This window comes from Phaeobacter sp. JH20_37 (assembly GCF_048056015.1).
Lineage (GTDB): Bacteria > Pseudomonadota > Alphaproteobacteria > Rhodobacterales > Rhodobacteraceae > Phaeobacter > Phaeobacter bryozoorum.
On record NZ_JAYMWW010000013.1, the window covers coordinates 1321035 to 1343912 of the forward strand.

15 protein-coding genes are annotated in these 22878 nt (G+C 63.3%); 10 read left to right on the top strand and 5 right to left on the bottom strand.

The genetic code is table 11. The annotated features are described in order from the left end of the window. Positions 1-86: 86 nt before the first annotated feature. Genes VWZ87_RS11155 through VWZ87_RS11180 form a run of 6 tightly spaced genes read left to right on the top strand, consistent with a single transcriptional unit; the run spans position 87 to position 10704 of the window. Entirely contained in the window at positions 87-1052 is a 966-nt protein-coding gene (locus tag VWZ87_RS11155) for a glycosyltransferase family 2 protein (RefSeq protein ID WP_416535559.1), read from the top strand. Then, positions 1049-5686: a MupA/Atu3671 family FMN-dependent luciferase-like monooxygenase gene (locus VWZ87_RS11160; protein ID WP_416535538.1), complete on the top strand. Its 4638-nt coding sequence runs from the start codon at positions 1049-1051 to the stop codon at positions 5684-5686. Before VWZ87_RS11155 ends, VWZ87_RS11160 begins: the two co-directional genes overlap by 4 nt. After that, entirely contained in the window at positions 5683-6396 is a 714-nt protein-coding gene (locus VWZ87_RS11165; RefSeq protein WP_416535539.1) for a 4'-phosphopantetheinyl transferase family protein, read from the top strand. Before VWZ87_RS11160 ends, VWZ87_RS11165 begins: the two co-directional genes overlap by 4 nt. Beyond that, the gene (locus VWZ87_RS11170; protein WP_416535540.1) at positions 6393-7295 is read left to right on the top strand and encodes a hypothetical protein; all 903 of its coding nucleotides are present in this window, start codon (positions 6393-6395) and stop codon (positions 7293-7295) included. Before VWZ87_RS11165 ends, VWZ87_RS11170 begins: the two co-directional genes overlap by 4 nt. Then, complete coding sequence (locus VWZ87_RS11175; RefSeq protein WP_416535541.1) at positions 7292-9865, top strand: hypothetical protein; 2574 nt, start codon at positions 7292-7294, stop codon at positions 9863-9865. The genes VWZ87_RS11170 and VWZ87_RS11175 overlap by 4 nt, the downstream gene beginning before the upstream one ends. Continuing rightward, a complete protein-coding gene (locus VWZ87_RS11180; protein ID WP_416535542.1) occupies positions 9862-10704 on the top strand; it encodes a glycosyltransferase in 843 nt (280 codons plus the stop codon). Before VWZ87_RS11175 ends, VWZ87_RS11180 begins: the two co-directional genes overlap by 4 nt. Before the next feature lie 18 nt (positions 10705-10722). Here the strand turns inward: VWZ87_RS11180 and VWZ87_RS11185 are convergent, their stop codons facing one another. Further along, positions 10723-11940: a glycosyltransferase gene (locus tag VWZ87_RS11185; RefSeq protein ID WP_416535543.1), complete on the bottom strand. Its 1218-nt coding sequence runs from the start codon at positions 11938-11940 to the stop codon at positions 10723-10725. 144 nt (positions 11941-12084) lie between these two features. On the opposite strand from VWZ87_RS11185, the gene VWZ87_RS11190 reads away from it, so the two are divergent. Beyond that, positions 12085-13449 (top strand): oligosaccharide flippase family protein, encoded by a 1365-nt coding sequence (locus tag VWZ87_RS11190; RefSeq protein ID WP_416535544.1) that lies wholly within the window; start codon positions 12085-12087, stop codon positions 13447-13449. Positions 13450-13471: 22 nt separating this feature from the next. Here VWZ87_RS11190 and VWZ87_RS11195 read toward each other — a convergent pair whose 3' ends face one another. The 3 genes from VWZ87_RS11195 to VWZ87_RS11205 all read right to left on the bottom strand — a co-directional run bounded on the left by VWZ87_RS11195 (position 13472) and on the right by VWZ87_RS11205 (position 16865). Continuing rightward, entirely contained in the window at positions 13472-14758 is a 1287-nt protein-coding gene (locus VWZ87_RS11195; protein ID WP_416535545.1) for a GumC family protein, read from the bottom strand. A gap of 103 nt (positions 14759-14861) precedes the next feature. Beyond that, on the bottom strand, positions 14862-15920 hold the full coding sequence (locus VWZ87_RS11200; protein ID WP_416535546.1) for a CpsD/CapB family tyrosine-protein kinase: 1059 nt from the start codon (positions 15918-15920) through the stop codon (positions 14862-14864). A 75-nt stretch (positions 15921-15995) separates the two neighbouring features. After that, a complete protein-coding gene (locus tag VWZ87_RS11205) occupies positions 15996-16865 on the bottom strand; it encodes a sugar transferase (RefSeq protein ID WP_416535547.1) in 870 nt (289 codons plus the stop codon). 720 nt (positions 16866-17585) lie between these two features. Here VWZ87_RS11205 and VWZ87_RS11210 point away from each other — a divergent pair. After that, the gene (locus tag VWZ87_RS11210; protein WP_416535548.1) at positions 17586-18440 is read left to right on the top strand and encodes a 2-dehydro-3-deoxygalactonokinase; all 855 of its coding nucleotides are present in this window, start codon (positions 17586-17588) and stop codon (positions 18438-18440) included. Between the two features lie 15 nt (positions 18441-18455). Here the strand turns inward: VWZ87_RS11210 and VWZ87_RS11215 are convergent, their stop codons facing one another. Further along, entirely contained in the window at positions 18456-19586 is a 1131-nt protein-coding gene (locus tag VWZ87_RS11215) for a THUMP domain-containing class I SAM-dependent RNA methyltransferase (RefSeq protein ID WP_340544513.1), read from the bottom strand. Between the two features lie 327 nt (positions 19587-19913). On the opposite strand from VWZ87_RS11215, the gene VWZ87_RS11220 reads away from it, so the two are divergent. Further along, complete coding sequence (locus VWZ87_RS11220; protein WP_340544511.1) at positions 19914-21647, top strand: ABC transporter substrate-binding protein; 1734 nt, start codon at positions 19914-19916, stop codon at positions 21645-21647. 152 nt (positions 21648-21799) lie between these two features. Next, positions 21800-22876: an ABC transporter ATP-binding protein gene (locus tag VWZ87_RS11225; protein WP_416535549.1), complete on the top strand. Its 1077-nt coding sequence runs from the start codon at positions 21800-21802 to the stop codon at positions 22874-22876. The last annotated feature ends 2 nt before the right edge of the window (positions 22877-22878 follow it).

Here is a 22878-nt window from a genome sequence, read left to right on the forward strand (position 1 = left end):
AGCAGACGGAGACCTGCGCGCGCGCGGCAGCCGGGGCCGAACCGGCGCGTATTCTGACCATCATCCTGAACTACAAGACGCCCGAAATGACGCTGGACTGTGCCGCCGCCGCGCTGGAGCAGATGAACGCGCTGCAAGGTGAGGTGGTGATCATAGACAATGGCTCTGGCGATGGGTCCTATGACAAATTGCTGACGGCGGTGCAGGAGCGTGGCTGGCTGGACAGCGGCCGCCTGCGCCTGATTGCCAGCGACCGCAACGGCGGGTTTGGGGCGGGCATGAACATCGGCTTTCGCCTCGGCCTCGCCGATGGCAGCGCGCCTGAGTTTTATTATCTGCTGAACTCGGATGCCTTTGTGCAGCCGGGAGCGATCCGCGCATTGCGGGATTTCTTGCAGGCCACACCAACCGCCGGGCTGGTCGGCTCTTATGTGCGGGGCACCGATGGGACGCCGCATTGCACCGCCTTCCGGTTCCCGACCATTGCGGGGGAATTCGAATCCTCGGTGCGGACCGGCATCGTGACCCGCCTGCTGAAAGATGCCGTGGTGCCCATGGAGATCCCGACCGAGCCAACTCAGCTGGATTGGACCGCTGGTGCCAGCCTGATGATCCGACGCGAGGTGATCGAGGCGGTTGGAGGTTTTGACGAGACCTTCTTTCTCTATTTCGAGGAAACCGAATTGTGCCACCGTGCCGCCCGCGCCGGATGGAGCACGCATTATCTGCCGGAAAGCGAGGTGGCCCATGTGGGATCCGCCTCAACCGGGATGAAGGATTGGCAGCGCACACCGCAATACTGGTTCGACAGCAGGCTGCACTACTTTCTCAGCACCCATGGGCGCGCCTATACGGTCGGAGCCACATTGGCGCTGATCACGGGCAGCCTGCTCTATGGGCTGCGGCGGCTGGTTTCGGACAAACCCGCCTCGGATCCGCCCTATTTTCTGCGGGACCTGATCGTTCATCATAGCCGCGCGATCTTTCTCCGCCGCCAAACCCAGCCTATGGAAACGCGCCAGACCCCGTCTCAACCGGAGGAGCAGAAATGACCCCATTCTCCTGTATCGTGCTTGGCAATGAATCGCTGCTTGTCGCCTGTGCCGACACCCTGATGGCCCGTGGCCACAGCATCGCCGCCGTGGTGACCAAAGACGCCGAAATCCGCCAGTGGGCCGCTGACAAGGGGCTGAGCGTGCTGGAGGATGCGCGCGACTTTGGCGGATCGGTGGACTGGCTGCTGTCGATTGCCAATCTCGAAATCATCCCCGACAGCGTGCTGACCCGCGCGACCAAGGGCGGCGTCAATTTCCATGATGGACCGTTGCCGCGCTATGCCGGTCTCAATACGCCGAACTGGGCCCTGATCGAAGGGGCGACGGAATACGGTATCACCTGGCATATGATCGAGGGCGGTGTGGATGAGGGCGACATCCTCGCCCAGCGCCTGTTTGAGATTGCCGGGGATGAGACGGCCTATAGTCTCAACGCCAAATGCTACGCCGCGGCGATGGACAGCTTCGGCGATGTGCTGAGCCAGCTGGAAACCGACACGCTGGCGCGGCAGGCGCAGGATTTCAGCACCCGCAAGCTCTATACCCGCGCTGATCGGCCCGAAGCCGGCGCCCTGCTGGACCTGTCGCAGCCCGCGGCTGATGTGCACCGGCTGATCCGCGCGCTTGATTTCAACGGCTATTGGAACCCGCTCTGCGCGGCCAATCTACATCTGGGCACGGAGGACAGCGCGCCGGTGGTACTGATCGGCTCTGCCGAGGTGGTGCCGGGATCGGCGGCACCGGGCACCGTGCTAGCCGTCGACGACACCAGCGTCACGCTGGCCTGCGGCGACGGCGCGCTGCGGCTGCTGGGGTTGCACCATAGCGATGGTCGCCTGATCCGCGTCGGCACCCATGTCCAAACCGGGGATGTGCTGCGGCAGCTGGATGCGGAGACGCGCCGCGATCTGACAGGGCGGCTGGCCGCAACACAGGCAAGCGAAGCCAGATGGCGCGCGGCCCTCGCCGCGCTGCCTGCCGCGGATCTGCCGCTTGCCAGACCCGCGGGCGATGCCGGTGCCGATATCACCAGCCACGCGCTGAACCTGCCCGACGGCCATGCCATGACGGAAGCCGATGCGGTGACCACGGCGCTTGCCCTGGCGCTGTGCAGTTCAGGGTCCGAGGCTGCGGGGATCGCGCTTAGCAATGATGCGCTGCAACAGGCGGCGGTCACAGGGATGATCTGTGACTGGGTGCCGATGCAATCCAGCCGCGACAGCCACCTGGCAGACCTGCAAACCCGCCTGCGCGAGGATCTCGACAGCATCCGCAACAGCGGCGGATTCGCATCCGATCTGATCGGCCGCGCGCCAGAGCTGCGGCAGACCGCAGGCAGCGGCCTTTGCCCCGACATCGGCTGCAATCTGGGGAGCGACCGGCACATTGCGGGATGTGCGGCGACGCTTTGCCTGACGGATGGCAGGCTGACTCTGGAGGCCGATAGCACACGCCTTGATGCGCAGGCCGTCGACCTGCTGATCGCTCGGATCAACATGCTGGTAGCAGCGCGCGACGCAGCGGCCGAGGGGACTTTTGCCGATCTGCCCGTGCTGCCAGAGACCGAACGGCAACAGATGCTGGTGGCCTGGAATGAAACCGCTCTGACCGGGACGCAGGACACCACCATCCCGGCAGAATTTGCAGCCCAGGTGGCGCGGACCCCGGAGGCCACAGCGCTGGTCTACGAAAATCAAAGCCTGACCTACGCAGAGCTATCTGAGGAGGTCGAACAACTGGCGGCGCTGCTGCGCCACCGGGGTGTTGCGCCGGGCAGCCATGTCGGCATCTATCTGGGGCGGAGCCCTGCGCTGGTCATCGCGGCGCTGGCGACCATGGCCGCGGGCGGGGCCTATGTGCCGCTTGATCCGGCCTATCCGGCGGATCGGATCGCGCATTTCATCACCGACAGCGCGGCCAGTGTGATCCTGACCGACAGCCGTCTGCGCGACCAGCTGCCCGGCACCGCATCTGCCGATGTTCTCTGCCTGGATGATCTGCCGGAGACACCCGCAGGCAGCGGTGGGCCGACCACCCAGCCGGGACCGCAGGATCTGGCTTATCTGATCTATACCTCCGGCTCTACCGGCACCCCAAAGGGGGTGATGGTGCGCCATGGCAATGTGGCAAATTTCTTTGCCGCGATGGACCAGCGGGTTCCGCATCAGCCGGGCGATTGCTGGCTGGCAGTGACCAGCCTGTCGTTTGATATCTCCGTGCTTGAGCTGTTCTGGACCCTGTCGCGCGGCTTCAAGCTGGTGCTGTCCAGTGATGAGGCACGGTTGCAGCTGTCCAATGGCCCCATCGCAACCAGCGACCGGGGGATGGACTTCAACCTGTTCTATTGGGGCAATGACGACGGCCCCGGTCCGCGCAAATATGAACTGCTGCTGGAGGGCGCGATATTCGCCGATCAGCACGGGTTCAACGCGGTCTGGACACCGGAGCGGCATTTCCACGCCTTTGGCGGCCCCTATCCGAACCCGGCGGTAACCGGCGCGGCGGTGGCTGCGGTGACGAAGAATATCGGTGTGCGCGCGGGCTCCTGCGTGGCGCCGCTGCACCACCCGGCCCGGATTGCTGAGGAATGGTCGGTGATCGACAATCTGACCGGCGGCCGCGCCGGTATTGGCTTTGCCTCGGGCTGGCAGCCGGATGATTTCATCCTGCGCCCCGAAAACACCCCCCCCGCCAACAAACCTGCGCTGTTTGAGGCGATCGAGACCGTGCGCAAGCTCTGGCGCGGCGAGGAGGTTGCCTTCCCGCGCAAGGATGGCGGCGACCACGCCGTGCTGACCCAGCCGCGCCCGGTGTCAAAGGAACTGCCGGTCTGGGTGACAACGGCCGGCAACCCCGAGACCTGGCGCGAAGCTGGCAGCATCGGGGCCAATGTGCTGACCCATCTGCTGGGCCAGAGCATCGACGAAGTCGCGGGCAAGATCGCCATATACCACGACGCCCTGCGCGCGGCTGGTCACGATCCGCGCGATCACAAGGTCACGTTGATGCTACACAGCTATCTTGCCGATACCCGCGAGGACGCCCGCGCCACGGCCCGTGAACCGATGAAGGATTACCTGCGCGCAGCAGCCGGTCTGATCAAGCAATACGCCTGGGCCTTCCCCGCGTTCAAGAAACCCGAGGGGGTGAAAAACCCGTTTGAAATGGATCTCGGGATGCTCTCGACAGAGGAGCTGGAGGCCATTCTGGACTTCGCCTTTGAACGGTATTTCGAAGACTCCGGCCTGTTTGGAACCATTGCCGATGCCATGCAGCGGGTCGAACAGCTGAAGCGGATTGGCGTTGATGAAATCGCCTGTCTGATCGACTACGGCATCGCGCCCGAGGTGGTGCTGGAGGGGCTGAAACCCCTTGCGGAAGTGCTGCGTCTTGCCAATGCCCCGCAGGAACTTGCGGCGGAGGATGTCTCGCTGGCGGCGCAGATCCTGCGCCATGGCGTCACCCATATGCAATGCACCCCGTCGATGGCGCGGATGATCACCGCGGATGCCGATGCGCGCCCGGTGCTGGGGCGGCTGTCGCACCTGCTGATCGGTGGGGAGGCGCTGCCGGGAGATCTGGTCGCGGATCTGCGCGGGGCGACCAGCGCAGAGATCCACAATATGTACGGACCGACGGAGACGACGATCTGGTCAACCATGCAGACCCTATCCGGCGTGCCCGCCGGGACCGCCCAAATCGGGGCGCCGATTGCCAATACCACTGTTTATGTCGTCAAGGAGGATCTGTCCCCGCAGCCGGTCGGAGTCCCGGGGGAGCTGCTGATCGGCGGCGCAGGCGTCACCGCCGGGTATTGGCAGCGCCCCGAGCTGACTGCGGAACGGTTTATTCCCGATCCCTTTGGTGATGCGGGCGCCGGGGTGACCTCGACCCATCTTTATCGCACAGGCGATCTGGTCCGCTGGCGCGGCGATGGCCAGCTGGAATTCCTCGGCCGTAGTGACCATCAGGTCAAGATCCGGGGCCAGCGGATCGAGCTGGGCGAAATCGAGGCCGCGCTTGCTGCCATGGACGGGATAACCGGCGCGGTTGTGGTGGCGCGCGACAGCGGGGCAGACACCCGGCTGGTTGCCTATGTCACCGGCGCACTGCCCCCGGATCAGGCAGCGCTCAAGGCCGCGCTGGCGCAGCAGCTCGCTGCCGTCATGGTGCCAAGCCATATTGAGCATCTCGCCGCCTTCCCGCTGACGCCGAACAAGAAGATCGACCGCAAGGCCCTGCCAGACCCGAAACCGGTGCGGATCACTGCTCCCACCTCCGACACCCCGCTCAGCGCCGGAGCACAGAGCAAGATTGCCGAGATCTGGGCCGGGATCCTTGGGGTCAGCGGTATCGGGGCGGAGGACAATTTCTTCACCCTCGGCGGTCATTCCTTGCTGGCCGTGCAGGCCCACCGCGACATTCGCGGCGCTCTGGATGTGCCGAAGCTCTCGATCACGGATATCTTCCGGTTTCCGACGCTGTCGGGGCTGGCCAGCCATATCGACACGCTGACCGGAGCGGCCCCGGCAGAGGACACCGCCGCCCCCGCCGTCGATGCGGCGGCAAAATCCGATATGATGTCGAAACGCCGCGCGATGCGGGCCAACCGCAAGGCCCGCAGCGGATGAGCCTTGCCGATCCGCTCTCACGCAGCGCCCGGCACAAGGCGCTGATCCGCCGGTTGTTTGACGCCTGTGTCGTGGTGGAAACCTGCGATCCGCAGGACGATCCGCCTCCGCCCTTCCCTGAGGAGGCCGCCTGCCTGTCGCCAAATGCCGTCGAGAAGCGGCGGCGCGAGTTTGCGGCGGGCCGCGCTGCCGCGCATCGCGCGATGTCGTCCCTCGGCATGACGCCCAGCGCCATTCCGGTCGGCCCCAAACGGGCGCCGGTCTGGCCGCCTGAGGTTGTCGGCTCGATCAGCCATTGTCACAGCGCCGCCGTCGCCGTTATGGCCCTGCCCCAACAGATGCGCGGGCTCGGGGTCGACGTGGAGGAGGACACGCCGCTGGCGGATGACCTGATCCCGCAGATCTGCCGCCCGGCCGAGCGTGACTGGCTCGCACAACAAAACAGCCCCGGCCAGCTCGCCAAAGTGATATTCTCGGCCAAGGAAGCGGCTTATAAATGTCAGTACCGCCTGAGCGAGCGGTTCTTTGGCTTTGATGGGATGGAACTTGAGATGGATTTGGCGCAGGGCACCGATCAGATCAGCGGGACGTTTTGCGCGCGGTTCACGGCGGATCAGCTGCCGTTTCGAAAAGGCGACGCCATTGACGGGCGTTTTGTTATCGGGGAGGGGCTGATCGCAACCGCCGCGCAGCTGCCAGAGGTGCAATGATCGGCCGTCGCGGATTTCTCGCCCTCTTGTCGCTGCTGCCACTGCGCGCGCAGGCCAGCCCCTTTGCCCTGCCCTTGTTGAAGGCCCCGACGGGCCCAATGCGGGTGTTCCACCTTGGCCATTCGCTGGTTGGTCGCGATATGCCGCATATGGTGCGGCAGCTGGCACCGGAAGGACACAGCTACAACAGCCAGCTGGGGTCGGGCACCCCGTTGCAGGATCACTGGGAGCCGGATCTGGATATCCTGCATTTCGATCAAGTCAATCACCCTCCGGTCTGGCGAGATGCACGCGAGGCGGTTGGCTCCGGTGAGTATGACGCCGTGATCCTGACGGAGATGGTCGAACTGCGCGACGCGCTGCGCTATTTCAAAGGCGCGCGATACTTTCGCCGCTGGGCTGATCTGGCCCGGGCGGGGTCGGATCGGACGCGGATATACCTCTATGAAACCTGGCACCCGCTGGATACGCCGGATGGCTGGCTGAAGCGGATCGACGGTGATCTGGAACAGCTCTGGCTGGGCGGGCTGGCCGGATCTGACAGCCGCCGCAATCCGAGACGTCCCGCCTATCTGATCCCCGCAGGACAGGTGATGGCCGCCGTCGTGCGCGCCGCCGAGGACGGCCAGATCGACGGGATGACTCATCGCGAGGCGCTTTTTGCCCGCACATCCGAGGGGGCGCTCGACCCGATCCATATCAACGATCTGGGCGCCTATGTTGTGGCGCTGACCCATGTCAGCGTGCTTTATCACAAAAACCCGGTTGGCCTGCCGCATCAGCTGCAACGCGCCGATGGCTCGCCTGCGGATGCTTTCAGCGCCAAAGCCGCGCGGCAGGTGCAGGAGATCGTCTGGCAGGTGATCACGCGCCACCCCCGCACTGGTGTTTCCCCATGACGCTGGCAGATCTGGTGGCCAGTGTCGTCATGGTCGGGCATTCCCTGTTCGGACCCGACAATCCGGTGATGCTGGAGCAGCTCCTGGCCCGGCAACCGGCCGCGACTGCCGGACAGATCGCCGAAGAGGTCAGGGTCGAGGCGCAGATCATCAACGGCGCGCCGCTCAGCTACAATTGGACCCATGCCGATCAGGCCGAGGGGATCAATGCCCGCACCCGTCTGGCCGAAGGCGTGGATGCGCTGATCGTGACCGAGGCGATCCCCCTCGCCAACCACCTGAAATGGAGCGATACCGAGGGGGCGCTGACGCAGTTCTACAACCTTGCCCACACCGCCAACCCTGAGGTTGAGGTCTATCTGCAGGAAACTTGGCACAGCCTGAACAGCGGAACCGGGGTTGAGGTGCCTTTTGATCCGGGGGCGACAATGCAATGGCGCGACCGGCTGGCGGCGGATCTGCCGCGCTGGCAAAAGGTCGTCGACACGGTCAACAAAAAGACCGGCGGAGAGATCAGGCTGCTCAAGGCCGGTCAGGCGATGGCGCGACTGGATGACGCCATACAGGCAGGTACGGTGCCGGGCCTTGCGCGGATCGAAGATGTCTTTGCCGATGATATCCATCCCAATGATCTTGGGTTTTATTTTCTGTCCGCGTTGCAATATGCGGTGCTGACCGGTCAGTCTCCGGTGGGGCTGCCGCACCAGCTGCGCTCCAAATGGGGCGGTCGCTACGAGGCGCCCGCGCCGGACCTGGCGCGACGACTGCAGGAGATCGCCTGGGATGCCGCTCAGGACCGAACGCAGCGGGCAGCCCTGCCTGCCGATCCGCCGCCGCTGCCCGACGACCCGATGCTGCCTGCGCTGAACCGAGTGGTTCCGGCCAGCCAGACCAGCGCGCCGCGCGACATCGCCGCAGCGCAGGGGCTACCCCAGGGCGCCGAGGTGCCGCATCAGCCGATTGCGATGAACCTGGCCTCGATTGCCGATTGGAGCCCGCAGGCTCCGTTTCTCGACCATTTCAAAACTGCCCGTCCGTGGATTGGTCATCTGGCCGGGCAATGGGGGGGCGCGGATTATGCCGATCTTGCAGCAGCGGGATATCTGGACCCTGATGGCTGGCCGACCGCAATTCCACCGGAGCTTGGCTCGGTCGGGACGCTGATCCTCACCGATTTGCCTGCGGAGGCCGCCAGCCTCGCTGGGCGCTATGTTCTGCTGTTTGACGGCGACGGGATTGTCGAGGTGACGGGGCGGGCCAAGAACATCCGCTACGGCAAGACCGAAATCCGCTTTGACTATACGCCCGGTCCCGGCGCGGTCGAAATCCGCATTCAGCGCAGCGACCGGCAGGGAACCGGTGACTATATCCGCAACATCGCGGTGGTCATGGAAAAACACCTGCCGGACTGGCAGGCCGGCGCCATCTTCAATCCGGATTTCATGGCGCGGATGCGTGGGTTTGCAGCGCTGCGATTCATGGACTGGATGGCCACCAACGACAGCACGCAGGTTGGCTGGGAGGATCGCCCAAGGGTGCAGGACTACAGCTGGGCGGCCAAAGGTGCGCCAGCGGAGGTGCTGGTGGCGCTGGCCAATCAGCTTGGCACCGCGCCCTGGTTCACCCTGCCCCATATGGCCGACGACAGCTATGTCCGTAACTACGCGCGGCTGGTGCGGGAGCAGCTGGACCCCGCGCTGACCGCCTATGTGGAATATTCCAACGAGGTCTGGAACTGGCAATTCGAACAGGCGGTCTGGGCTGATGATCAGGCCCGCGCCCGCTGGGGTGGCCAGGATCTGTGGATGCAGTTCTACGGTGGCCGCGCTGCCGAGGTTGCCGCGATCTGGACGGAGGTTTTTGGCGCGGCGGCCGATGACCGGCTGGTGCGCGTTATCTCTACCCAGACGGGGTGGCTGGGGCTGGAGGAACAGGTGCTGACCGCGCCGCTCTGGGTTGCCGAAGATGCCACGCGCCGACCGCCGGCCCGCGCTTTTGACGCCTATGCGGTGACCGGCTATTTCGGCGGCGTTCTCGGCCTGCCGGAACGCGCGCCAATTCTGCGCGCCTGGATTGCCCAGAGCCGCGAGCAGGCTGAGGCCGCCGCCAGGGCCAAGGGTCTCAGCGGAACCGCCGCAGCCGATTTTGTCGAGGCGCATCAATATGATGCCGCCAGCGCATTGGCCGCGGCAGAATTGCAGGACGGGCTGGTTTCCGGCAGTTCCGACGACACGATCAGCGATCTTCTGGGGCGGGTTCTGCCCTATCATGCCAAAGTTGCAGAGGCCCACGGGCTCGACCTGATCATGTATGAGGGCGGCAGCCATGTGGTTGGCTTGGGTCCGATGGTCGATGACGACATGCTGACCGGTTTTTTCAGCCATTTCAATTACACCGAGGAGATGGGCGGCCTGTATCGCAGCCTGTTGCAGGGCTGGCCCGCCTTGGGCGGAAGTCTGTTCACCGCCTATTCGGATGTTTCGGCACCCGGAAAATGGGGCAGCTGGGGCAGCCTGCGCTATCTGACCGACGACAACCCGCGCTGGCGCGCTGTGGAGGCGGCGAAATGAAACCGCTGTTGAGCGTGCTGATCCCCGCACATAATGAGGCGGGCTATATCGGGTCCTGTCTGTCGGCGCTGTTTGCCAGTGATCCGCTGCCGGATGGCGCCACCGCCGAGGTCTTGGTGATCGCCAACGGTTGCACTGACACCACGGTCGCGGCGGCGCAGGCGGTGACGGTGCCGCCCGGCTGGGATTGCAGGGTGATTGATCGGCGCGAGGGCGGCAAGATCGGGGCTCTTCAACAGGGAGAAGCGCAGGCCACCGGTGGCATCTTGGTGTATCTTGACGCCGATGTGTGTGTCGCCCCACCGCTGATGGCGCAGATATGCCACGCGCTGGATTGCACCGCGCCGCGCTATGCCAGCGGGTCGCCCCGGCTGGCTCCGGCCGAGAGCCTGATCAGCCGCCTTTACGGGCGGTTCTGGGAAACACTGCCCTTTGTCCAGCAGGGGGTGCCGGGGTTTGGCCTCTTTGCGATGAACCGGGCCGGGCGCGGGCGCTGGGAAGACTGGCCGGACATAATCGCCGACGATATCTACGCGCGCCTCAGCTTTGCGCCGCACGAGCGGCTCCGGCTAGAGGCAAGCTACCAATGGCCGCTGATCGAGGGGTTTCGCAATCTGGTGCGCGTGCGCAGACGCCAGAATGCCGGGGTTGCAGAGATTGCCGCGCGGTTCCCCGCACTGCTGGCCAATGAGGACGTCACCCGCCCTGGCCCCGCAGCAATTGTCGCGCGGGCGCTGCGCGACCCGGCGGGATTTATGTCCTATGCGGCTGTTGCCATCGCGGTGAAGTCGCCGCTGTTTCGCGACCGACAGGAAACCCGCTGGACGCGGGGCCGCTAGGCGGGCCATTGAGCTGGCCTAGCTGGACTGCCCAGCAATCGCCGATCGGAAATGCGCCGCCAGCTTTGCGGCCTCTGTGTCGCTGTCGTGCCGCTCCAGAACCCGGGCGCGCCCGGCCTGCCCCATGGCAACCCGTTTGGCATGGGGCGTCACTGCCAGATCCCGGATGGCCTGCGCCAGAGCAGCAGGATCACCCGCAGGCACCAGCCAGCCGGTCTCTCCCGGCAGCACCAGTTCAGGCGTGCCCGCGATATAGGTGGCAATAACCGGACGTGCGGCTGCCATGGCCTCCATCACCACCATGGGCAGACCTTCGGCAAAGGAGGGCATCACCAGCGCCTGCGCGCGGGCCAGTTCGGCCCTGACATCAGCCTCGGAGAGCCAGCCGGTCAGCGTGACATGATCGCCAAGCCGGTGCTTCGCTATGGCGGCCTCCAGATCGGGGCGCATCTCACCATCGCCGATCAGCGCAAGATGCAGATCGGGATAATCCGCGACCAGATGCGCCATGGCCTCGATCAGCATCATCTGGCCTTTCTGCTCCACAAAGCGACCGATGGCGGCAATCCGCAAAGCGCCTTCCGGCAATGGCGCGGGATCTGCAAAACGTGCAGGCTCGATCCCGCAATGCACCACCTTCAACCGCTCCCAGCTGCCAAAGGCCGCCCATCGGCTCAGTTGACTGCGGCCAAAGCTGCTGATGGCTACCGCAAATCTGGCGCGGTTCAGTTTCTCCCCCAGGGACAAGGGTTGCGGCGCGTCGAATTCCTCTGGCCCGTGGGTGGTGAAACTATAGCCCGGCCCGCCCAATTCAGAGGCCAGAAGTGCAACGGTGGTCGCATTGGTGCCGAAATGCGCGTGCAGGTGGGCGATCTCCTGCTGCGCGGCATAATCGGCGACGTAGGCAGCCTCGGCCAGATAGATCAGATGACGCAGACGCCCCGCCTGCGACGCCGCCCCCAGGCGCCAGGCCATGCAGAGCGCGCCGATCAGACGTCGCGGCGTCCTGCGAGCAGACCGCATCAGCGCCCGGAGCAGACCGATTGCACCCCGGTCGAGGACGTAGATGGTGCGCGCCTGCTCGGCCTGATCGCCGGGATCCACCAGAGGGGCACTGCTGCGCCGCATGGCGATCCGATGGATCACGTGACCCTGGCGCTCCAGCGCCTGTACCTCGCGCCGGATGAAACTATGCGACGGCTGCGGATAGGTATTGAGAATATACGCTATTTTCACGAGGACGATGGCCCATTTTATGCAAGACTTGTCGCAGGCTATCGTCAGTTGTCACACTTGCCCAGCATTGCCGCGATCATGCCGCGGAATTGACGCCTTTTGGGATCAGTATCGCAAGTGTATCGCAAAACCTCGAGGATATTGATGCCGCAGGTCCTGTCGCTTTTCCAAGGAGAACGCCTCGCCGCCCGCGTGTTGCGCTCGGCCTCCTGGCTGATGATCGGCTATGGCGGCAGTCAGGCGCTGCGGCTGGCGGCGAATCTGGTGATGACGCGGCTGCTGTTCCCCGAAGCCTTTGGCCTGATGGCGCTGGTCAGCGTTGTGGTCACCGGGCTGGCGCTGTTTTCCGATATGGGGATCGGTCCGTCCATTGCCCAGAGCAAGCGCGGCGACGATCCGGATTTCCTCGACACGGCCTGGAGCGTGCAGGTGGTGCGTGGCTTTGTCCTGTGGGGGTTGACCCTGCTGTTGGCCTGGCCTGTTTCGCAATTCTATGGCGCAGCGGAATTGCTGTGGTACCTGCCGATTGCCGGTATCGCGCTGGTGCTCAACGGATTTGACCCGATCCGCGTGGAGACGGCCCATCGCCATTTGCTGGTCGGTCGACTAACGGCGCTGGAGCTAATCAGCCAGGCCATTGGCATTGGCGCCATGGTTCTGCTGGCCTGGTGGACGCAATCGGTTCTGGCCCTGGTCCTGGGCAGTGTCCTGCAGGCAGGCGTATTCCTGCTGAGCGTGCATCTGGGACTGCCGGGGCGGCCCAGCCGGTTTCGATGGGAGCCGACGGCGCTGCGTGAATTGCTGCATTTCGGCAAATGGATTTTCCTGTCGACCGCCTTCTGGTTTCTGACCTCGCAGGGCGATCGGGCCATTCTGGGCAAGTTCGTCCCGCTGGACGTGCTTGGTATCTACAATATCGGGTTTTTCCTGGCGAGTTTCCCAATGGCACTCGGCCATGCGGTCAACCAGCGGCTGATGATCCCGGTTTACCGCGACAAGCCTGCCCATGCCGCACCGGAGTACCGGCGCAAACAGCGCCAGCTGCGCGCCGGGCTGAGCATGATGATCCTGTCGATCCTGCTGACGATGGCCTGGCTTGGCCCCTGGCTTGTCGATCTGCTCTATGATGCGCGATATGGCGATGCCGGTCCGATGGTGGTTCTGATCGCGCTTGCCATGGCTCCGGCTGTGATCACCATGACCTATGATCAGGCCGCGTTGGCCGCCGGGGACAGCCGGTCATTCTTTGTTTTTACGGCGGCGCGGGGGATTGCCCAGACGGTGCTGTTTCTGGCCGGGGTGATGCTGTTTGGCCTGACAGGCGGGATCGCCGCGCTGGGGCTGGCGATGGTAATGGCCTATCCGGTGGTGATCTGGCTGGCCTGCAAACACCATGTCTGGGATCCGCTGCATGACCTGCTGTTTATGGTTCTGGCTTTGATGGTTGGCCTGTCCGCGATCTGGTGGCACTGGGACAGGCTGACGGCGATGATCGCCGCGGTTGGCTAAGAACCAGGACCGAACGCCTCTTTCAGCCGCTTGCTTCGGCCCCCGGCGGGCGCCGCCTGTTGAAGCCTCTGCGCAGCCGCGCGAGGAAGCCGCGCCGCCAGGGTGCCGTGTCCAGATAGGGGATCGCAACAACCGGTGTCAGGCCGGTCTCCCGCTCCATCTGCGCCACGCTGCGCAGCACCGGGTGCCGCAGCTCAAGCAAGAAGGCGATGCCAAGGGCCAGTCCGATACTGGCAACTCCGCCCATCAGTGCCTTTTTCTTGCGCCCGCCTGTTGCCGGATAGTCCGGAAGCGGCGCGGATTCGATGATATTCAAGCGCTCCGACTGGCGCGAGGCCTCCAGGCGAAAGCCCACTTCCGCCTCGGTCCGGCGCTGGGAAATCGCATCCAGCTCGCTTTGCAGCTGGCTCATCCTGCGTTCATAGACGCCAAGCTGGCGCTCCACCTCCGGTGTGGTTTCCAGCGATCGCTCAAGCGTCGACCTGCGGTTCAACAGCAGTTCGCGCTGCGCGTCCAGCGTGGCCAGTTTCTCCTCAAAGACTTCAAGCATGCGACGGGCCGTGGCCTGACGCTGGTTCGATGTGGTCTGATCCGCCTGTCTGCGCAGCTCGATCTGCTCGCGCTCGATCTCCAGCAAGCCGGTATTGAGCGATGAAATCTCCTCGCGGCGCATCTCGATCCCGCCGGGAAGTGCAACGTTATTGGCGTTGCGATAGGCGGTGATCTCATTCTCGAGCTCGGCCACCTCGCCGATGAGCGCGGCTTCCTTGTCGGCAAAAAAGGTCAGGGTTTCCCGGGCCTGTTCGATGCGCGAGCTCTGGCTCAGTTCAATCGTGCGGGTGGCGAATTCACTGGCAACGGCCTGCGCCTGTTCCGGCGTCGGCATCAGCGCCGAGATGGTCAGCACCGAAATCGTGCCGTCATCGGCAAACCCCTCCCTCGCGGCAGCAACCCCGGTCAGCGAGACGGAGTCGCGCAGCAGCGCCACCTTTTCAGAGGGGACAAGGCCTGGAAGATCCTTGTAGAGACCGTATTTCTCGATGATTTCCAGGACCGAGCCACGCGCCATCAGACGCTGCTCGATCAGTTGCAGCCGCCGCGCCGAAGATCCGTCAACGGTGGATTTGGCAAGTTCGTCGGCGATCTTCGGCCGGGTGATCTGCAGGACCGCCGAGCTTTCGTAGAAATGCTGCTGCTTTGCCGCGACCCATAGCGACACCATGGCACCCAGCAGGACAACCCAAAGGATCACCGACGCGCGCCGTCGCAGCATATCCAAAATGTCATCCAGAGTGCGGATCGGTCCCATGTGTCGGCTCGTTTGATGGTTGGTTGCGGTTGGTCGTCGGTTCAGAAACGGCGCGCGCGCCGGGAGGCGGGATCAGGGACCTCGGCGAGGTCCCCGGTCGGATCTATTGGCCAAATTGCAGCAAACCGGCGCCCCGCGCGCGGTTCAGGCTGACGCCCAGCAACTGGGTTTGACCATCAAAGAGTTTTTCACAGGCCGCGAGATGTGCCGCCGTGGTACGGGTGCCGTCGGCAATCAGCAGAACGCCATCGACCTGCGGCAGAAAGGCGGCGGTATCGTCATGTTCCAGAACCGGCGGCAGATCGAACAATGTCACATCCGCGCCCGTGCTTAGCACCATGTCGTCGATCACGCTGGCGCACCGCCCGTCATGCAGGATTTCGGCGGCGTTGCGGTCCGGGGCTGCGGTCAGCCCGACGGCCAGGGAGGCGGCGGGGCGGATCAGATGCTCTGCCAGCGTCAGCTCCCCTGATAGAAAGCCCGGCATATCGCCGGCCGGTGGCAGTTTCAGCGCGGAGGCGACACCGGGTCTGCGAAAATTCAGATCCATCAGCACCGTGCGTGTCCCCGGAACCCGCGCCATGCTGAGCGCGAGGTTGACGGCAGAGAACGTGGCCCCGCACCCGGCTGTCGGCGCCGCGATGGCAACCCGCTTCCAGCCCTGTGCCTTCAGACTGTGAAGCAGGCGGGTGCGCAGCAGGTCAAAGGCGTTTGCGGTGGGGGAGTTGCGAAAGAAATTCACCAGCGGCGAGCGCGCCACCTGATGGCCGCGAATGTCCAGTGGGACGCGGTGGAGACGCTCCCACATCTCGGGCAGGGTCGCGGGCAGGCGCTGCGGCGTTGGATCCGTATCTGAGATCCCTTCGAGCGGCCTGTTTCTGCTGCTCTCAGGGCGCCGGGCAAAACGTCTGCCTTCATCGGCCTGCGCGCTGCGCGCGGCAGCCGCCATTTCTCGGGCATTTTCACCGCCCTGTTGTGGCGCGTTCGGCGCAGACTGAGGCTGCCCGGTCAGAGCCGTGTCATGCTCTGGGTCCGAGGAGTTGCGCCCCTTGCGGCGGCGAAATCTCTTAAAGCCTTGTTGCGTCATTGCAATGGGGTCGTCCCACTCCAGTTTCTGTCCACAGGTGCCAGGGGCCTCCGCGTCGTTGATCGCATCTTTCATGAAACCCCCTCGCAGTTCTACCACGTTAGGCAAGATGCGCCTATAGTCCGGCCCATCACAGTTAGATGCGATCGGTTAATATCCCGTGCCTCGCAGAACGACACCCACCGTCCGCAGCAAAAGATCGACATCCGTACGCAGGCTCAGGTCACCGTGGTAGCTGGTATCGGCGCGGGCGCGGGTGGCAAATCCACTCTCATTACGCACCGAGACCTGCCAGAGACCGGTAATCCCGGGTTTGAGATCGAAATAGGCGGTGGCATCGCCATAGAGCGACAGTTGATCGGGCATCATCGGACGCGGGCCAACTAGGCTCATCTCACCGATCAGAACATTCCACAGCTGTGGCAGCTCATCCAGTGACGTGGTGCGCAGGAAGCGGCCGACCGGCGTGATGCGCGGATCTGCCTTCAGCTTCTGCGTCTCGTCCCATTCGCGCCGCATGGCCGGATTGCTGGCGAGATAACGCTCCAGCAGCTTGTCGGCATCGCGCACCATGGTGCGCAGCTTCAGGATCGAGAATACCCGCCCGCGCTGACCAAGGCGATCCTGCGTGTAGAAGGGATTGCCCCCTTCCAGCCAAAGCGCAAGCGCGGCCATCAGGATCAAAGGCAGGCTGATCGGCAGCGTGAGCAGAACCAGCGTGATATCGAGCATACGTTTGCCGAAAACGGCATAACCCTGACGAGACATTTTCGAGGACTGGGCCTGAACGTCGTCGCGCAGTCCGGTCAGGTGACTGTCGAGCGCCCGGCGCGGCGAAGATGATCGCGCCGAAAGCTCTGCATTCATATTGGCAACGGACTTGGCGACAGACACAAAACGCGCTTCCCTGACCAATGCCACAGGATAGCCGTTTCCGACCAACGGCCAGCGCGACCATGTCGCCCGACCGACCGCAACACCAGACGGGCGAGCAGCCCCCTCTTGCACGAAATCCTTCATTTCCAACCCCAATCTAGGACCGCCCCCGCGATCCTCACCCGTGCGCTGAAACAACAGCGACATTGCCCCGCGAAAGCGGGCGTACTCGCACCAATCTGAGTATCCCGGCACGACAGCGCCCCGGGTCCCAAGTCCAATAAGATCGATGGTTCTTCTCCAGCCGCACCCCCATGAGGCTGGCACCTTCGTCCCAATCAGGCGGCCCGTTCAGGTCGCCCTCCGAACCGCTATTGCGGCCATTTCTTAATAAAGCAATTTTACGCAAATCTCAGTAAAATCGGAGATACGGCAGTATTCGCTCAATTTTCAGTAAATCAGGGCGCCAACTGAGAAACAATTCCTCTAAAGGATAGGAACTATCTCCGCAGCCTATCCAAAAGTATAAGGAATCAGCCAAGACTCATGGCTAAATTCGAGTCCACGCCCGGCTTATCCAATAAGGAATGTTAACCTTCTTTATCGTGTGGCTGGATCCGTTAACCATTTCCCCGCCATTGCCGAAACAAAAATAGCGCCAATCCGGGCCCGACTGTCGCCTGAAGCCAAATGGCGCCAAATCCGGGGCTGACGTTGATCATTGACCCGGAACTTGGCAAGGAGGGGCTTGGTGCCGGAAACCGCCGTCACCGCATTCCCGTTTCGGGATCCGGGCAAAAGGACATCAACATGTGCGCTGCATCTTCTGAGCCATCCTCTGCATCAACCGCCGGGGCCGCTCCGATGAAATCTGCCAACTGGGTGGCTGCGGATCACGCAGACGGTCGCTTGATGGTCTGGCTGATGAACGAGGGGGACGCCGTGCAACATGTCTCCGCCAGCACAGGCGCCGATTTGATGGCGGATCTGGCCGGGCTGGTTGGCACGCTGCATGGCTGCGCCCCGGAGACGCCGATCCTGCTCAATGATGACAGCCTGCGGGGCGGCACGACGGGCACGATCGCGGTGCCTGCCAAGGTCACGGAGCTGCCGATGGGAGAGGCGATGCTGGGGACGCATCCGCTGCGGTTGCTTGGCGGGCTGTCACAAAGCGCCCCTGTTGGAGTGATGCGCGGTGCCGTCAATCGCATTGCGGGGTTCCTCAGCCTCAACCCCGACTGGGACGGCGTGATCTGCATTGCCGGGGCGACGACCCATTGGGCACTGATCAGCGCAGAGGAAGTGGTCAGTTTTCAGAGCTTTCTGACACCCGGACTTTGGCGCAGCCTGGCGCCGGGATTGGGCATTGAAGGGGGCGCAGAATTTCAGAGTGCCGAGCGCACCGCTCTGACAGAGGCGATGGAAACCATCCAGTCCAAACCTGAAGCCCTGGCCGCGCGTTTGGCCGAGCTTCAGGTTCTGCGGGACGGATCAGAAAGCGAAACCTCTGCGCGTCTTTGGGGGCTGCTCCTTGGTGCAGAGCTGTCGGCGGCGCGCCCCTATTGGTTAGGGCAGAATGTTGCCCTGATCGCAGCTGCGCCGCTGGATGTGCCCTATTGTCTTGCGCTCAATCACCAGGGCGTGCCGGTTACCCGTACCGACGCCGATCGCATGGCTCTGGCCGGTCTGGTCCGGGCCTGGCGGGGCATCACATCCTAGGATCGGCCAGAGCGCCTATGGCAGCGGATTGGTCTGGAACAGCCGGATCTTCAAACCGCCATGGGCCACCGGCGGACCAAAGGGTTTGAAGGGCAAGTTCGTCGCCTTGGCCAAGGAGGTCTCGCTGGTAACGATGCCGACGCGCCAACCACTGAAACGGACCATCAGCGTTTCCCCAAGCGCCGCATAGAGCGCATAGAGCAGCTTCTTGTTGCCGATCCGCGCGCCATAAGGCGGGTTCACGATCACCAGACCCGGTTTGCCCTCCGGACCCAGATCCGGTGGCGTCAGGTCGCTGACCGCCTGCTGAACAATGGTCACCAGATCGCCGACCCCTGCCCGTTCGGCATTGGCGGTGGCCATGTCAACCGCGCCATCATTGCGGTCGGATCCGTAGCAGCGTGCGCTGGTCTGGCGCGGGTTCTGCTCAGCACGCAGGGCCTGCCAGGCATCGGGATCAAAGCTGGCCATCTGTTCAAACGCAAAACTGCGGCTGCGGCCGGGAAACAGCCCTCTGGCGATCTCGGCCGCCTCGATCACAAAGGTGCCGGAGCCGCACATCGGATCCACCACGGGCTCCTGCCCGTCATACCCGCAGTCCCGCAGGAACAGAGCGGCGAGGTTCTCGCGCATCGGCGCCTTGCCCACGGCTGTCTTGTGACCGCGCTTGTGCAGCCCCTCGCCGGAGGTATCGACGCTGAAGGTGCAGAGATTATCCTCGATCCGCAGTTTCACCGTGATGGGGGCATCGGCGCTGATCTCGGCGCCAAGCTCCTCCGTAATCGCACGTTCGATACGCTGGGTGGCCGCACCTGCGTGGTAGATCTTGGATTTCTTGTTGGTTGTGGTCTCCACGCGGACCGGGACATCCGCGCGCAGCACATCCGACCAGGGAAATTTGCGGGCGCGCTTGTCGAGCTGAGCGAGGTGAAACGCACGGAAAGAACCGATACGGGCCAGCACGCGCGCGGCACCGCGCAATTGCAGATTGGCGCGCCAGACATCGGGCCAGCCGCCTTCAAAGGTGACGCCACCGGGTACCGTTTTGGCACCGGCAAAGCCAGCCTCCGTCGCTTCGCGCTGCAGGGTCTGCTCCATCCCCGGAGGGGCGGTCAGGAAGATCTCGAATGTATCACATGTATCCATGACCTCTCCTTAGCGGCAAAACCCCCTGTCAGCGACGGCAAATTTCGCCATTCGGCGCGGCGGCGATGGCCGCTACCGTTGCCGTGCACGCAAGTGCGGATCGCGCACAGTGGGATTCCCGCGACGATTGCCGCGATGCAGCACCGCAGAGCCCATCCGCACGGTCAGATCACTCGCCTCAAGGTGGATTTACTTACCTTTAAAATTCAGCATCTTACGACAAACTAAAAAATTAGTTTGACAAGATAGACTGCGGTATGGAACCTGTTTGTCAGCCGGGTGCCACGGGGCATCTTTGGCCACAATAAATCACTAGGGAGGAGAAAGATGCGGAAGTATCTTTTGTCCGCAGCCGCGGTTATTGCCGTGGTCGCGGGACAGGCAGCCTATGCCGATGAGGCCGCTGCCAAGAAATGGATCGACGAAGAGTTCCAGCCCTCGGTTCTGACCAAGGATGAACAGCTCTCGGAGATGCAATGGTTCATCAAGGCGTCCGAGCCGTTCAAGGGCATGGAAATCAACGTCCTGTCCGAAGGCATTCCGACGCATAGCTACGAATCCGAGGTGCTGACCAAGGCGTTCGAGGAAATCACCGGCATCAAGGTGAACCACCAGATCCTCGGCGAGGGTGAAGTGGTTCAGGCCGTGCAGACGCAAATGCAGACCAAGCGGAACCTGTATGACGCCTATGTCAACGATTCCGACCTGATCGGCACCCACTCGCGCCTGCAACTGGCCTATAACCTGACCGACATGATGGAAGGCGACTTCTTCGACGTCACCAACCCCGGTCTGGATCTCGGCGATTTCATGGGCACCCAGTTCACCACGGGTCCCGATGGCGATCTCTACCAGCTGCCCGATCAGCAGTTTGCGAACCTCTACTGGTTCCGCAAGGACTGGTTTGACCGCGAAGATCTGCAGGCCGCGTTCAAAGAAAAATACGGCTATGATCTGGGCGTTCCGGTCAACTGGTCCGCATATGAAGACATCGCCGAATTCTTCAGCGAAGACGTCAAGGAAATCGACGGGACCACAATCTTTGGTCACATGGACTACGGCAAGCGCGCTCCTGACCTTGGCTGGCGGATGACCGACGCCTGGCTGTCGATGGCCGGTGCCGGTTCGAAAGGTGAGCCGAATGGTGTGCCGATCGACGAATGGGGCATCCGCATGGAAGCGGATTCCTGCAACCCTGCCGGTGCAAGCGTGACCCGCGGTGGTGCTGCCAATGGTCCGGCTGCGGTCTATGCGATCCGCAAGTGGGACGAATGGCTGCGCAAATACGCCCCTCCGGGTGCTGCATCCTATGACTTCTACCAGTCGCTGCCCGCTCTGGCACAGGGCAACGTAGCCCAGCAGATCTTCTGGTACACCGCCTTCACCGCCGACATGGTGAAGCCGAAGTCCGAAGGCAACAACACCGTTGACGACGAGGGCAACCCGCTGTGGCGGATGGCGCCCAGCCCGCATGGTCCCTACTGGGAAGAAGGCCAGAAGGTTGGCTATCAGGACGTGGGTTCCTGGACCTTCCTGAAATCCACCCCGGTTGATCGCGCCAAGGCGGCCTGGCTCTATGCTCAGTTTGTTGTGTCCAAGACCGTTGACGTGAAAAAATCCCACGTTGGTCTGACCTTCATTCGAGACTCTTCCGTGAACCACGAGAGCTTCACCGAGCGTGCGCCCAAGCTGGGTGGTCTGGTCGAATTCTACCGTTCGCCCGACCGCGTTGCATGGTCCCCGACCGGCGTGAACGTGCCTGACTATCCGAAGCTGGCCCAGATCTGGTGGCAGCAGATCGGTGACGTGAACTCCGGCGCCTTCACCCCGCAGGAAGCCATGGACCGTCTGGCCGAGGAAATGGACATCACCATGGCCCGTATGCAGCGTGCAGACGAGCAGGCGAATGTCTATGGCGGCTGCGGCCCGCGTCTGAACGAAGAGAAAGACGCCGAGTGGTGGTATGCCAATGGCGGCGCCAAGCCGAAACTGGAGAATGAGAAGCCGCAGGGCCAGACCGTCAACTATGACGAGCTGGTTGCCCGCTGGGCATCTGAGTAACCCCTCCTCCCCGTGGGGAGCGCGCGGATCTATCCGCTGCGCTCCCCGCTTTCGCCCCGGAGCGTGGCTGGCCCTCTCCGGGGCAATTTTTTCCCAAAATTAGATCGCGCATGCCGCGCGCAACAGGCCGTCCGCCGGAAAGTCAAAGCAAGATGGCACTCGAACTCAGAAACGTGACCAAACGCGTCGGCGCCCAGCTGCATATCAAGGAAACCTCCCTTGTGCTGGAGCCAGGTCACTTCAACGTCCTTCTGGGCGCCACCGGGTCAGGCAAGACCTCTCTTATCAAGATGATGGCGGGTCTTGACCCGATTGCCAGCGGAAAGGTACTGATGGATGGTCAGGATGTGACCTCGCTCAGCACTCAGAAGCGCAATATCAGCCTGGTGCACCAGTTTTTCATCAACTACCCCCATATGACCGTCTACGAGAACATCGCCTCGCCGCTGAAGGTGGCTGGTATGGCGAAGTCCGAGATCGAAGGCCGCGTCGAAGAAGCCGCAGACATCCTGCAGCTGCGCCCGATGCTGCACCGTCGCCCGCATGAGCTGTCCGGTGGTCAGCAGCAGCGAACCGCGCTGGCCCGCGCAATTGCCAAGGAAAGCCGTGCGGTGTTCCTGGATGAGCCGCTGGCGAACCTCGACTACAAGCTGCGCGAAGAGCTGCGCGATCAGCTGCCCGAGCTGTTTGCTGGTCGTGGCGCTGTTGTGGTCTATGCAACCTCCGAACCGGAAGAGGCGCTGCTGCTGGGTGGGAAGACCGCGCTGATGCAGGATGGCCGCGTCACCCAGTTCGGCACCACTGCCGATATCTATCGCAACCCAGATAATGTCGCAGCGGCGCGCGTATTCTCCGATCCGCCGATCAACACCGCCCCAATCGTGAAGCAGGGCAGCACAGCGCGCCTGGGCAGTGACGTCAGCTGGTCGCTGACCGGCGCGGCGGCAGATCTGGCAGATGGCCCCTACACCATCGCGATCCGCCCCTACCACGTTCTGCCGATCGCCAGCCCCGCGACTACGGTGCAGCTGTCGGGTCGGGTGCAGGTGACGGAGCTGTCCGGCTCTGAAAGCAGTGCACATTTCGACATGGGCTTGGATGCAGATCACGGCAGCTGGGTCTCCCTTGCTGCGGGGGTTCATCCCTATGAGGTCGGCGAACTGCATGATTTTTATATGGATCCCTCGGCGGCATATGTCTTTGCCCCTGATGGCTCCCGCGTGGCGTGAGG

Excerpts from the sequence above, each read along its gene's own strand:
- VWZ87_RS11210 (WP_416535548.1), top strand. The coding sequence starts at position 17,586 with ATGAAATCTGCCAACTGGGTGGCTGCGGATCACGCAGACGGTCGCTTG.
- VWZ87_RS11215 (WP_340544513.1), bottom strand. The coding sequence starts at position 19,586 with ATGGATACATGTGATACATTCGAGATCTTCCTGACCGCCCCTCCGGGG.
- VWZ87_RS11175 (WP_416535541.1), top strand. The coding sequence starts at position 7,292 with ATGACGCTGGCAGATCTGGTGGCCAGTGTCGTCATGGTCGGGCATTCC.
- VWZ87_RS11200 (WP_416535546.1), bottom strand. The coding sequence starts at position 15,920 with ATGAAAGATGCGATCAACGACGCGGAGGCCCCTGGCACCTGTGGACAG.
- VWZ87_RS11160 (WP_416535538.1), top strand. The coding sequence starts at position 1,049 with ATGACCCCATTCTCCTGTATCGTGCTTGGCAATGAATCGCTGCTTGTC.
- VWZ87_RS11190 (WP_416535544.1), top strand. The coding sequence starts at position 12,085 with ATGCCGCAGGTCCTGTCGCTTTTCCAAGGAGAACGCCTCGCCGCCCGC.
- VWZ87_RS11220 (WP_340544511.1), top strand. The coding sequence starts at position 19,914 with ATGCGGAAGTATCTTTTGTCCGCAGCCGCGGTTATTGCCGTGGTCGCG.
- VWZ87_RS11195 (WP_416535545.1), bottom strand. The coding sequence starts at position 14,758 with ATGGGACCGATCCGCACTCTGGATGACATTTTGGATATGCTGCGACGG.
- VWZ87_RS11205 (WP_416535547.1), bottom strand. The coding sequence starts at position 16,865 with ATGAAGGATTTCGTGCAAGAGGGGGCTGCTCGCCCGTCTGGTGTTGCG.
- VWZ87_RS11180 (WP_416535542.1), top strand. The coding sequence starts at position 9,862 with ATGAAACCGCTGTTGAGCGTGCTGATCCCCGCACATAATGAGGCGGGC.
- VWZ87_RS11165 (WP_416535539.1), top strand. The coding sequence starts at position 5,683 with ATGAGCCTTGCCGATCCGCTCTCACGCAGCGCCCGGCACAAGGCGCTG.
- VWZ87_RS11170 (WP_416535540.1), top strand. The coding sequence starts at position 6,393 with ATGATCGGCCGTCGCGGATTTCTCGCCCTCTTGTCGCTGCTGCCACTG.
- VWZ87_RS11155 (WP_416535559.1), top strand. The coding sequence starts at position 87 with ATGACGCTGGACTGTGCCGCCGCCGCGCTGGAGCAGATGAACGCGCTG.
- VWZ87_RS11225 (WP_416535549.1), top strand. The coding sequence starts at position 21,800 with ATGGCACTCGAACTCAGAAACGTGACCAAACGCGTCGGCGCCCAGCTG.